An 11,786-nucleotide genomic window follows, 5' to 3' on the forward strand; every position below is an offset into this window, starting at 1 on the left:
CGCGGGCGCACCGACGTGCCGAAGATCGTCGACTGGTACATGGAGGGCAAGATCGAGATCGACCCGATGATCACCCACACCATGCCGCTCGAAGACATCAACAAGGGCTTCGAGCTGATGCATTCGGGCGAAAGCATCCGCTCGGTCGTTCTCTACTAAGCTGGAAATGACGCAACTCCGGACGGAAAACCGCTTCACTCTTTTCCTGGAGTTGCTCATGATCCGATTCAGGAAGGCGCCGGAGTCGTTTGATTTTCCGGCGCCTTTTCAGTCCCGTTGAGAAGTTGATTCAAGATGATCTATGTCGATGCAGACGCCTGCCCGGTGAAGTCGGAGATCCTGAAGGTCGCCGAGCGCCATGGGATCGAGGTGACCTTGGTCGCCAATTCGGGACTGCGCCCCTCGCGCGACCCGATGGTGCACAACGTCATCGTCTCGGCCGGTTTCGATGCGGCCGACAACTGGATCGCCGAACGGGCGCATGAAGGCGATATCGTGATCACTGCCGACGTGCCGCTTGCGGTACGCTGCGTTGCCGCCGGTGCGCTTGTGACCGGCCCTTCGGGCCGGATCTTCGACAAGGGCAACATCGGCATGGCTTCGGCCATGCGCGACCTCGGGCAGCATCTGCGCGAGACCGGCGAGAGCAAGGGCTACAACGCCGCCTTCACACAGCGCGATCGTTCGGCCTTCCTCGAGACGCTTGACCGACTCGCGCGGCAGGCGAAAAAATGACCGCGCTGCAGCCACTTGCGTTGCGGATCGCAGGGACATCCGGATGACAGCGACGACGAAGCTCAGGCACTGGCCGTTCTATACTGCCATTCTTTGCGCACTCGCGAGCGTGCCCGTGCTCTGGTTCGTTGCGCGACGCTTTGCGCTTGAAGGCGCTGCGATCACCTTTTTCTGCGTCTACCTCGTGCTCTGCTGGCGGCGCTTGCGGATGATGACCGGCCGACACCTGAAGACGCACGCCAAGAATACCGACGAACCCGAAGTCGTCATCCTGCTGGTGACATTTGGGGCGGCCGCAAGTTCGCTTGTGTCCTTGTTCTTTGCGCTCAACGGTGAGAAGACCGGATCGGCGTTGGCGCTCGGCCTCGCCTTTGCCTCGGTCGTGCTCGGCTGGGCGACCGTCCATATGATGGCGGCCATGCACTATGCCCATGTCTATTGGGTCCCCGCGCCCGATGGTCAGACCGCCGAACCGGCACGCGGCCTCGATTTTCCTGAAACGCCCGAGCCCGGCGGCTTTGACTTCCTCTATTTTTCCTTCGTCATCGGCATGACGGCGCAGACCTCCGATGTCGCGATCACCAAGACGGCCATGCGGCGCATCAACCTGATACACGCCATCGTTTCGTTCTTCTTCAACACCGTGCTCGTCGCCGCCGCGGTCAACGCGGCCGTGCAGCTGGCCGGCTGAGCAATACCAAGGAGCATTCCATGAAAGTCCTCTCCCAGAACACCGCGTTTGGCGGCATGCAGGGCGTCTTTTCGCACGAGTCTAAGGCCTGCAAGGGCGAGATGACCTTTGCCGTCTTCGTGCCACCGCAGGCGACCAAGGAGCCGCGGCCGGTGCTGTGGTACCTGTCCGGCCTCACCTGCACCCACGCCAACGTGATGGAGAAGGGCGAATATCGGCGCATGGCGGCCGAGCTTGGCCTCATCGTCATCTGCCCGGACACCAGCCCGCGCGGGCCGGACGTGGCAGACGAATTGACCAACTGGCAGATGGGCAAGGGTGCCGGCTTCTATCTCGACGCCACCGAGTCCCCCTGGGCCGAGCACTACCAGATGTACACTTACATCACGGAAGAACTGCCCGCCTTCGTCAGCCAGCACTTCCGCATGGACATGAGCCGCCAAGCCATCTTCGGTCACTCGATGGGCGGTCACGGCGCGATGACGATCGCACTCAAGAACCCGGATCGTTTCAAGAGCTGCTCGGCGTTTGCACCGATCGTCGAACCTTCGACCGCGGACTGGTCTATCGGGGCATTCGAAAAATATCTGGGGGCGGACCGCACTTCGTGGAGGCCATACGACGCCTGCGCGCTCGTCAAGGATGGAGCCCGCTTCCCGGAGTTCCTGATCGACCAGGGCAAGGCCGACAGCTTCCTCGAAAACGGCTTGCGCCCGTGGCTGTTCGAGGAGGCCGTCAAGGGAACCGGCATCGACGTGACGCTGCGCATGCACGAGCGCTACGACCATTCCTATTACTTCATCTCGACCTTCATGGACGACCACCTGAAATGGCATGCCGAACGGCTGGCCTGAACCAAACTTTGGCCCGGAGCGACCGATGTCTCAACTCCTCCTCCTCGTCGGCGCCGGCGGCGCAATCGGCTCGATCCTGCGTTACCTCGTCGGCCTGTGGACGATGCACCGCTTCGGGCCGGGTTTTCCATGGGGAACGCTCGGGGTCAACATAACGGGTTCGTTCCTGATCGGCGTCCTCGCGGAACTGATCATGCGCAAGTTCGGTGCATCGCCGGACATGCGCGTTTTCCTCGTCACCGGCGTCCTTGGCGGCTACACCACCTTTTCCGCCTTCTCACTGGATGCGGTCACGCTCTTTGAGCGCGGCGATGTCGTGCTTTCCGCGACGTATGTGGTCGCCAGCGTCGCGCTTTCGCTGCTTGCGGTCTTCTGCGGGCTGGCCCTGATGCGCGCAATAGTCTAAAGGCTGCAGCTAAAGGCGCTGCGCATTCCCGACCAGGAAATGCCGCGCCCCGCTGCACCGTCCTTCAACCATCCGTGCGTCAGGGCATCGTCGTGCAGCGGCGAAAGCATTGCGACAGCCTTGCGCGCCTGGAGCCTCTGTCTTGCGTCGACTTGAACGCAAAGCTCCGGATCGACGCGCAGTGGCGCACAAACAGGAAGCAGGTTCGCTCAGATGGCAGGTATTGAACACAGGCAGGTGGACGGCGACGAAGGCGGAATGCGCCTTGATCGCTGGTTCAAGGTGCATTTCCCGGGGTTGGGTTTCGGCCCCTTGCAGAAGCTCCTGCGCTCCGGCCAGATCCGCGTCGATGGCGGCCGGGTCAAATCCGACACGCGTCTCCAGCCGGGCCAGACGATCCGCATCCCGCCGCTCGGCGTCGATCCCAAGGAAACCAAGACCGGCCCGATCGCCGGTCGGGACCTTCGGCATTCGCCCGATGGCGAACTCCTGTCACGCATGGTGCTGCACGAGGACGCCAAGGTGATCGTGCTCAACAAGCCGGCCGGTCTCGCCGTCCAGGGCGGCTCCGGCGTCAACCGGCATATCGACAAGATGCTTGAGGCCTGGACCAACCAGAAAGGCGAAAAGCCGCGCCTGGTGCACCGGCTCGACCGGGACACTTCAGGCGTGCTGGTCATCGCCCGCACCCGAGGTGCGGCCCAGAAGCTGACCGCCGCCTTCCGCGAACGCGACACCAAGAAGACCTACTGGGCGCTGGTCAAGGGTGTGCCGCGCAAGCGCGAAGACCGGATCTCGACCTGGCTCGTCAAGGAACAGACGCCGGACGGCGACCGCATGCGCATCGCCAAACACGGTGAAGACGGTGCCGATCACGCCATTTCCTTCTACCGCATTCGCGAGCAGGCCGCACAGAACCTCGCCTGGCTGGAGATGGAGCCCTATACCGGCCGCACCCATCAGCTGCGCGTGCACGCCCTGCACATCGGCCACCCGATCCTCGGCGACCCCAAATACTTCGATGCCGACATCAACTGGAGCCTGCCTGGCGGCATGCAGAACCGCCTGCACTTGCACGCGCGCCACATCGATATCCCTCATCCGGACGGTGGCCGCCTGCGGGTGACTGCACCGCTGCCGCCGCACATGGTCCAAAGCTGGAACCTGCTGGGCTTTGAAGAGAACGAGCCGGGCGAGGACGACTGATGAAACTGGCGCTTTTCGACTGTGACGGCACGCTGGTCGATAGCGGCGGACTGATCCATGAGGTAATGGCCCGCACGTTCGAAGCCTTCGACCTCAAGCGCCCGGATATCGCCGAGACCAAGGGCATCATCGGCCTGACGCTCGACATCGCGATCGCCCGACTGCTCGGCCGCGAACATGTCGACGATCAGGCGCTGGCGATGACCGCGCATTACAAATCGATCTTCGCCGGTGTTCGCGGCGAAGCCGGCTTCCAGGAGCTTCTGTTTCCCGGCATCGCCGACATGATGCAGACGCTCGCCTCGCGCGAGGCATTGCTGATCGGCGCGGTCACCGGCAAGTCGCGGCGCGGTCTCACCCATATTGCCGAGACCCATGGGTTCGACCGGATCTTCTTCGTGTCGCGCACCGCCGACGACTGCCCGTCCAAGCCGCACCCGGCAATGGTGTCGGAATGCTGCACGGAAGCCGGGATCGACGCGAAGGACACGGTCGTCATCGGCGATGCGATCTATGACATGCAGATGGCCAAGGCCGCAGGCGCTGCCGCCATCGGCGTCGCCTGGGGCTACGCGTCGGTGCCTGATCTCATCGAGGCGGGCGCGGATTTCGTCGCCCGCACGCCGGCCGACATCATTGAATGGATGGAACACAATCATGCCTGATATTCGCGACGAACTCAGCGGTGCGATGAGCCACGAGGATCCTGTCCGCCGCGCACAGATCCAAATGCTGAAGCCGCTGCCGAAGCGCTTCTACAAGGACGTCGGCGTCGCCTCGACGGATGCCGACACCCATAGTGTGCTCTTGGACGGGCGCACCGTGCGCACGCCGGCAAAGCAGCCGCTCGCCGTCCCGACCCGCAAGCTTGCCGACATGCTGGCAGCCGAATGGGACGCACAGGTGGACGTCATCGATCCCGGTCGCATGCCGATCACCCGCATCGTCAACACCGCGCTCGATGGTGTCGCCAAGGACCAGCGCTCGGTCTTCGACGACATCCTGCGTTTCGCCGGAACCGACATGCTCTGCTATCGCGCCGACAGCCCTGAAGGCCTGGTCGCCCGCCAGAACGATATCTGGAACCCGGTGCTCGACTGGGCGCAAAAGACGCTCGGCGCACGCTTCATTCTTGCCGAAGGCGTGATCCACCAGGAACAGCCGGAGGAAGCGATCGCCGCCTATGCCGAAGGCCTGCGCGCCTTCGCGACCCCGCTCGGCCTCACCTGCGTCCACACGGTCACGACCCTCACCGGTTCGGCGCTGCTGGCGCTTGCCTTTGCCTCCGGCCAACTTTCCGCCGAGGACACCTGGGCGGCCGCCCATCTCGACGAAGATTGGCAGATCGAACATTGGGGCACGGACGAGGAAGCCTTCCGCCGTCGCGAAAACCGCTGGCACGAGATGCAGGCCGCCGCCGCAGTGCTCGACGCCCTGCGGTAACCGCGGCGTCTTGAAGCCAAATGCAAAAATACGGGCTGCGTGTCTCCTCGACGCGCAGCCCGTATCATTTTGGTCGATTGTCAGCTTGCTTCACCGACGCAACACTCCCGTAGCGTCAAGCGCAGTCCCGTTACGTTAGGCGGCCAGCTTCAGGCCGGCGATGCCACTGACAATGAGGGCGATGCAGCCGAGACGGACGAAGGTCGCGGGTTCGGTAAACAGGAAGATTCCGAGGATCACCGTGCCGACCGTGCCGATGCCGGTCCAGACCGCATAGGCGGTGCCGAGCGGCAGGGTGCGCACGGCAAGGCCAAGCAATGTAATGCTGAGGATCATCGATCCAACGGTCAGGACCGTCGGCGTCAGACGGGTGAAGCCTTCGGTGTACTTGAGGCCGATTGCCCAGCCGATTTCAAGGATGCCGGCAAGCAGAAGAAGGAACCAGGCCATTTCAAACTCCTAAGAATGGAGCGAGGCCGTCCCCGCGGATGTTCGGCATCACCTGGAGCCGTGCAGCCGTCTGCAATGCGGGTTCTATCTCACACTCCATGCCCCACAACAAGGCATGCGAGGGCAAATCAGCCCTGCGCCGGCGGCAAGGCTATACCGTTTAGCGCTTTCGTGAAAAGTGCGAAAGTTCCGGTCCGGGCGGCTTGCGAAAGCATCCAATGCACCTCACGGCGCACTGCGCTCGCGGCGCAATTTGTTCCACCATTCCAGTCGCTTGCGGATCTCGCGCTCGAATCCGCGCTCCGGTGGATCGTAATAGGTCTGCCGTCCCATCTTTTCCGGGAAATAGTCCTGTCCGGAAAATGCATCCGGTTCATCGTGATCGTAGCGGTAGCCGTCGCCGTATCCCTCGCCCCTCATCAGCTTGGTCGGCGCATTGAGGATGTGCTTCGGCGGCAGGAGCGAGCCGTTTTCCTTGGCAGAGCGCATCGCCGCCTTGTAGGCGGTGTAGACGCCGTTCGACTTCGGCGCCGTCGCCAGATAGACGCAGGCCTGCGCCAGCGCCAGTTCGCCCTCGGGCGAGCCGAGGTAATCGTAGGCATCCTTGGCCGCATTGCAGATGACGAGCGCCTGCGGATCGGCAAGGCCGATATCCTCGACCGCCATGCGCACAAGGCGTCGGCCGAGATAGAGCGGGTCCTCTCCCGCATCGAACATCCGGCAGAGGTAGTAGAGTGCCGCATCGGGGTCGGAGCCGCGCACCGACTTGTGCAGCGCCGAAATCAGATTGTAGTGGCCGTCCTGGCCCTTGTCGTAGACAGGCGCACGGCGCTGCACGATGTTCTGCAACGCGGTCGCGTCGAAGATCTCGTCACGGCGCGCAGCCCGCCACACTTCCTCGGCAAGCGTCAGCGCCGCGCGGCCATCACCATCGGCCATGCGGATCAGGCTGGCGCGCGCATCGGTGTCGAGCGGCAGCGGTTTGCCTTCCGTCTGCTCGGCGCGCGACAGAAGCTCCTCGATGCTGTCTTCGCCATGCGGCTTGAAAGTCAGCACGCGGGCGCGCGACAGAAGAGCGGCGTTGAGCTCGAAGGACGGATTTTCCGTCGTCGCGCCGACGAGAACGACCGTTCCATCCTCCATGACCGGCAGGAAACTGTCCTGCTGGGCCCGGTTGAAGCGGTGGATCTCGTCGACGAATAGCAGGGTCTGGCGGCCGGACATGCGCCGGGCGCGCGCCGCTTCAAAGACCTTCTTCAGATCGGCGACGCCGGAAAAGATCGCCGAGATCTGTTCAAAGGCGAGCCCCGCCTGCCCCGACAGCAAGCGCGCCACTGTCGTCTTGCCCGTGCCTGGCGGACCCCAGAAGATCATCGAACCGAGCGAACCGGACGCGATCATGCGCGACAGGACACCATCCTCTCCCGTCAGATGCTCCTGCCCCGTGACTTCGGCGAGCGTGCGCGGACGTAGCCGGTCGGCAAGCGGTCTTGCCGACGCCATAGCGGGCGGTTCGGAGGCGGAGAACAGGTCGCTCATCGGAAGAACTGACGGATCACGTGGCCGTCCCGCTCGATCTCGACGCGCCAGAAGGAGGCATCCTCGGCCATCACCTCTTCAAGGGTCTTGGAGGTGTCGATCGCCGTGCCGTTGACCGAGCGCACGATGTCTTTCGGCTCAAGCCCGATGCGGGCTGCCGGCGAGCCACGGTTGATCTGCATCACGACGACGCCCTGCAGCGAGGTCGACATGCGCAATTCATCGGCAAGGCGCGGCGACAGGTTGGCGACGACGGCGCCAGCAAACGGGTTGCGGCCTTCGATCAGCCGCTCGTCGCGCGGCGACGTCTCCGGCGCACGGTCGAGCTTGATCGTCACGTCGTGCGGCTTGCCATTCTCCGACACGGTGACACGCGCCTCATGACCGATGCCGACCGTCGTCAGGCGGTAGCCGAGCGCGTCCGGATGCTCGACATCGATGCCGTTGACGGCTGTGATCACCTGGCCTGGCTTGAGGCCCGCCGTCGCGGCAGGTCCGCCGGCAACGACGGCGGTGACCAGCGCGCCGCGCGCGCGGTTGAGGCCGAGCGCTTCGGCGACCTCCGACGTCACCGGTTCGAAGCTCGCGCCGATAAAGGGACGAACGAAAGCGCCGTTGCCACCTTCGGCCGACGCGACAAACACCTTCACCAGGTTGGCAGGGATCGCGAAGCCGACGCCGTTGGAGCCGCCGCCCTTGGAGAAGATCGCGGTGTTGATGCCGATAAGCTCACCATCCATGTCGATGAGGCCGCCGCCGGAATTGCCAGGATTGATCGCCGCATCGGTCTGGATGAAAAAACCGAAATCGCCGGACGAGACCTGGTTGCGCGCGAGCGCCGAGACGATGCCGCTGGTCACCGTCTGGCCGACGCCGAAGGGATTGCCGATCGCCAGCACGAGATCGCCGACTTCGACGGCATCGCTGTCGCCCAGCGGCACGATGTCGAAGGGCCCTTCGGACTGAATCTTCAGCACCGCGAGGTCGAGCCGGTCGTCCTTGAGCACGATCTTGCAGGGAAACTCGCGGCCATCCGCCAGTGCCACCTTGATATCGTCTGCGCCTTCGATGACGTGGTTGTTGGTAACAACAATGCCGTTCTTGCCGACGATCACGCCTGATCCGAGCGATGACTGCTTCTCCGAGCGGTTCGGCATGCGCTGGCCGAAGAACTCTTCGAAGAAGGGGTCGCCGGAAAAGATCGATCGGCGCTCGACCACCCGTTCGGCATAGACATTGACCACGGCATTGGCCGTCTGCTTGACGAGCGGCGCGAAGGAGAGCTGCATGTCCGTGCGCGATTGCGGGACGGTCTTTGCGTCTTGGGCCAGCGCCGGACAGGTGAGGGAAACAGCAATGGCGAACGCGACAAGCGCTCTTTTACCAACGATCATGTGAAGCATTCTCCTATTCGTCGCCGCTACGTTCAGATAGGATTTCGCGAGAAAAAAGGCAAACGCTGACGCAGGATACGCAAAGTTGACCGCCTTCACGTCCGGCACACGAAAACGTGGTTCGGCGCCCCTTTCACGGTGATCGAAAGTCTGGTGAGTTTGCACAAGACAAGCCTCATAAACCACGTTCGGAACAGCCCATGCCATCCTACCGCCCGCCGCGAATCGTTTCCTCGGAGATCACCCCGGAGAATATCTTCCTCAACCGACGCACATTCCTCGGAGCGGCCGCCGGTGGGGTCTTTCTCGCGGGCGCCGGCACGGGCCTTGCGGCGGCCCTCGGCGCGCCCAAGGGCAAATACACGGTCGACGAAGACCTGACGCCCGAAGCCGACGTGACGAGCTACAACAATTTTTATGAATTCGGCACAGGCAAGGGCGACCCGGCGGCCAATTCCGCGAGCTTCAAGCCGACGCCCTGGACAGTGACGGTCGACGGACTGGTGGGCAAGCCGAAGGAATTCGGGCTCGAGGAGTTGCTGAAATTCCCGATCGAGGAACGGGTCTATCGGATGCGCTGCGTCGAGGCGTGGTCGATGGTGATCCCCTGGACCGGGTTTCAGCTTTCGACCCTGCTCGACAAGGTCGAGCCGCTTGGCAGCGCCAAGTATGTTTCCTTCGAGACGATCGTCAGGCCAGCGGAAATGTCCGGCCAATCCGGCTTCTTCCAGCCGTTGCCCTGGCCCTATCGCGAGGGTCTTCGGCTCGACGAAGCCCGCCACCCCCTCACCCTTCTGTCCGTCGGCGTCTATGGCAAGACACTGCCAAACCAGAACGGCGCCCCGATTCGCCTCGTCACGCCGTGGAAATACGGCTTCAAGGGCATCAAGTCGATCGTGCGGATTTCGCTCACCGAAGAACAGCCGCCTTCGACCTGGAACCTTTCGGCTCCAAACGAGTACGGCTTCTACGCCAACGTCAATCCGTCGGTCGACCATCCCCGCTGGAGCCAGGCGACCGAAAACCGTATTGGCGGCGGTGGTTTCTTCGGGTCCAATCGCCGTGATACCCTGCCCTTTAACGGTTATGCCGACGACGTCGCCGGGCTCTATTCCGGCATGGACCTGAGAGCGAACTATTGACCATGGCCCGCCTGCCTGCGCTCCCGAAACGTTACCATTCGGCCTCGGTCTGGGCGCTCTACGGTCTCGGCCTGGTGCCGGCGGCCTATGCCTTCTATCTCGGTGCCACGGGCCAGCTGCCGGGAAATCCGGTCAAGGAGTTCGAACACCTGCTTGGTATCTGGGCGCTACGCTTCCTCGTCGCGACGCTCGCGATCACGCCGATCCGCGACCTCTTCGGCGTCAACTGGCTGCGCTACCGCCGGGCTCTCGGGCTGCTCGCCTTCTATTACGTGGTGATGCATTTCCTCGCCTACATGCTGCTCGATCAACGGCTGAACTTCCCGAGTATCCTTGCCGACATCGCCCGCCGCCCGTTCATCACCATCGGCATGGCGGCTCTCGTCATGCTGATCCCGCTGGCTGCGACATCCAACAGCTGGTCGATCCGCAGGCTCGGCCCCCGCTGGAACAAGCTGCATCGGCTCGCCTATGTCATCGCCGCCGCCGGTGCGCTGCATTTTTCCATGTCGGTCAAGGTCGTCGGCCCCGAGCAGATGCTCTATCTCGGCCTCGTCGCCGCGCTGCTTGTCTGGCGGCTGGTGCGCAAACCCTATCTCAAGCGCAAGCGGCAGGCGGCAGGTGCACCCGGCCGTCCCGCACCCGGCAACGCTTAGAGCAGCTCCAGGAAAAGTGTGAAGCGGTTTTCCGTCCGGAACTAAAGAGTTGCCCACCCGCCCCGTCGCACGTCTGATGCGGCCGCCCGCAAGACACCGGAGATCCTCGAGCGCTCGTTCCTCGGGGACAGACGGAAATTCACGCAGAATGAGGCGCTGCCCCCCAAAAGAAAAACGGCCGGGTGTCACCACCCGGCCGTTTTGACTTTTACTGCCTTCGATCGGCTCAGGCTGCTTCAGCAGCTTCGGCTTCAGCAGCAACGCGAGCGCGGTCAGCTGCGCCCTTGGCATCAACGTCGCGGTCAACGAATTCGATGACTGCGAGAGCGGCGTTGTCGCCGTGGCGGAAGCCAGCCTTCATGATGCGCAGGTAGCCGCCGTTGCGGGTGGCGTAGCGCGAAGCGATCGTGTCGAACAGCTTCGAAACGACGGCAGCGTCGCGGATCTGCGAGATCGCCTGGCGGCGAGCGTGCAGGTCACCGCGCTTGCCGAGCGTGACGAGCTTCTCGACGATCGGGCGGATTTCTTTGGCCTTCGGCAGCGTCGTGACGATCTGCTCGTGCTGGATCAGCGAAGCTGCCATGTTGGCAAACATCGCCTTGCGGTGGCTGGCGGTTCTATTCAGCTTGCGGCCGGCTTTACCGTGGCGCATGGCTATTCTCCTTCAATGCAGGCTTTGCCTGCCGTTTCCTGGCACATACAGGTGCAACACCTGCTGTTTGACGGGGAAAGGCAGAACAAGCTGCCTTTTGTCTGTTAGTATTGGTCTTCGTAGCGCTTGGCGAGATCTTCGATGTTCTCGGGCGGCCAGGACGGCACTTCCATGCCGAGGTGCAGGCCCATGGAAGCGAGAACTTCCTTGATTTCGTTCAGCGACTTGCGACCAAAATTCGGCGTGCGGAGCATTTCTGCTTCGGTCTTCTGAATGAGGTCGCCGATGTAGACGATGTTGTCGTTCTTCAGGCAGTTGGCCGAACGGACCGAAAGTTCCAGTTCGTCGACCTTCTTGAGAAGCGCCGGGTTGAAGGCGAGTTCGGTGACTGCCTCTTCCTCTGCTTCCTTCTGCGGCTCGTCGAAGTTGACGAAAACCGACAGCTGGTCCTGAAGGATGCGGGCCGCAAACGCGATTGCATCTTCACCGGTGACGGAACCGTCCGTCTCGATGGACATCGTCAGCTTGTCGTAGTCAAGAACCTGGCCTTCGCGGGTGTTTTCCACCTTGTAGGACACTTTCTTGACCGGCGAGTACAGGCTGTCGACCGGGATCAGG

The 11,786-nt window shown here is 62.9% G+C and carries 14 protein-coding genes and 1 pseudogene; 10 read left to right on the forward strand and 5 right to left on the reverse strand.

All coding sequences use genetic code 11. The annotated features are described in order from the left end of the window. The 8 genes and pseudogenes from VGO12_RS25310 to VGO12_RS25345 all read left to right on the forward strand — a co-directional run. Positions 1 to 159: pseudogene (locus VGO12_RS25310) on the forward strand (S-(hydroxymethyl)glutathione dehydrogenase); the annotation flags it as partial. A 135-nt stretch (positions 160 to 294) separates the two neighbouring features. After that, positions 295 to 735: a YaiI/YqxD family protein gene (locus VGO12_RS25315; RefSeq protein ID WP_327515483.1), complete on the forward strand. Its 441-nt coding sequence runs from the start codon at positions 295 to 297 to the stop codon at positions 733 to 735. Positions 736 to 778: 43 nt separating this feature from the next. Beyond that, complete coding sequence (locus VGO12_RS25320; protein ID WP_327515484.1) at positions 779 to 1,426, forward strand: DUF1345 domain-containing protein; 648 nt, start codon at positions 779 to 781, stop codon at positions 1,424 to 1,426. Between the two features lie 20 nt (positions 1,427 to 1,446). Continuing rightward, on the forward strand, positions 1,447 to 2,280 hold the full coding sequence (fghA, locus tag VGO12_RS25325; protein ID WP_327515485.1) for an S-formylglutathione hydrolase: 834 nt from the start codon (positions 1,447 to 1,449) through the stop codon (positions 2,278 to 2,280). Positions 2,281 to 2,305: 25 nt separating this feature from the next. After that, complete coding sequence (gene crcB / locus VGO12_RS25330) at positions 2,306 to 2,686, forward strand: fluoride efflux transporter CrcB (protein WP_327515486.1); 381 nt, start codon at positions 2,306 to 2,308, stop codon at positions 2,684 to 2,686. Positions 2,687 to 2,899: 213 nt separating this feature from the next. Beyond that, positions 2,900 to 3,892 (forward strand): RluA family pseudouridine synthase, encoded by a 993-nt coding sequence (locus VGO12_RS25335; RefSeq protein WP_327515487.1) that lies wholly within the window; start codon positions 2,900 to 2,902, stop codon positions 3,890 to 3,892. After that, the gene (locus VGO12_RS25340) at positions 3,892 to 4,557 is read left to right on the forward strand and encodes an HAD-IA family hydrolase (protein ID WP_327515488.1); all 666 of its coding nucleotides are present in this window, start codon (positions 3,892 to 3,894) and stop codon (positions 4,555 to 4,557) included. Before VGO12_RS25335 ends, VGO12_RS25340 begins: the two co-directional genes overlap by 1 nt. After that, positions 4,550 to 5,335, forward strand: coding sequence for an ATP12 family chaperone protein (locus VGO12_RS25345; RefSeq protein WP_327515489.1), 786 nt, complete (start codon positions 4,550 to 4,552; stop codon positions 5,333 to 5,335). Before VGO12_RS25340 ends, VGO12_RS25345 begins: the two co-directional genes overlap by 8 nt. A gap of 135 nt (positions 5,336 to 5,470) precedes the next feature. Here the strand turns inward: VGO12_RS25345 and sugE are convergent, their stop codons facing one another. The 3 genes from sugE to VGO12_RS25360 all read right to left on the reverse strand — a co-directional run bounded on the left by sugE (position 5,471) and on the right by VGO12_RS25360 (position 8,718). Continuing rightward, positions 5,471 to 5,785, reverse strand: a complete 315-nt coding sequence (gene sugE / locus VGO12_RS25350) for a quaternary ammonium compound efflux SMR transporter SugE (protein WP_327515490.1) — start codon at positions 5,783 to 5,785, stop codon at positions 5,471 to 5,473. Positions 5,786 to 6,010: 225 nt separating this feature from the next. Continuing rightward, positions 6,011 to 7,324, reverse strand: coding sequence for a replication-associated recombination protein A (locus VGO12_RS25355; protein ID WP_327515491.1), 1,314 nt, complete (start codon positions 7,322 to 7,324; stop codon positions 6,011 to 6,013). After that, positions 7,321 to 8,718: a DegQ family serine endoprotease gene (locus VGO12_RS25360; RefSeq protein ID WP_327515492.1), complete on the reverse strand. Its 1,398-nt coding sequence runs from the start codon at positions 8,716 to 8,718 to the stop codon at positions 7,321 to 7,323. The genes VGO12_RS25355 and VGO12_RS25360 overlap by 4 nt, the downstream gene beginning before the upstream one ends. Before the next feature lie 200 nt (positions 8,719 to 8,918). On the opposite strand from VGO12_RS25360, the gene msrP reads away from it, so the two are divergent. Then, a complete protein-coding gene (gene msrP / locus VGO12_RS25365; RefSeq protein WP_327515493.1) occupies positions 8,919 to 9,860 on the forward strand; it encodes a protein-methionine-sulfoxide reductase catalytic subunit MsrP in 942 nt (313 codons plus the stop codon). 2 nt (positions 9,861 to 9,862) lie between these two features. Further along, positions 9,863 to 10,516: a protein-methionine-sulfoxide reductase heme-binding subunit MsrQ gene (gene msrQ / locus VGO12_RS25370; RefSeq protein ID WP_327515494.1), complete on the forward strand. Its 654-nt coding sequence runs from the start codon at positions 9,863 to 9,865 to the stop codon at positions 10,514 to 10,516. 226 nt (positions 10,517 to 10,742) lie between these two features. Here the strand turns inward: msrQ and rplQ are convergent, their stop codons facing one another. Beyond that, on the reverse strand, positions 10,743 to 11,168 hold the full coding sequence (gene rplQ / locus VGO12_RS25375) for a 50S ribosomal protein L17 (protein WP_291158616.1): 426 nt from the start codon (positions 11,166 to 11,168) through the stop codon (positions 10,743 to 10,745). A 104-nt stretch (positions 11,169 to 11,272) separates the two neighbouring features. Beyond that, a partial coding sequence (locus VGO12_RS25380) for a DNA-directed RNA polymerase subunit alpha (protein WP_327497714.1) occupies positions 11,273 to 11,786 on the reverse strand: 514 nt, incomplete at its 5' end.

The sequence above is a fragment of the Ensifer sp. genome (genome assembly GCF_035999135.1).
Lineage (GTDB): Bacteria > Pseudomonadota > Alphaproteobacteria > Rhizobiales > Rhizobiaceae > Ensifer.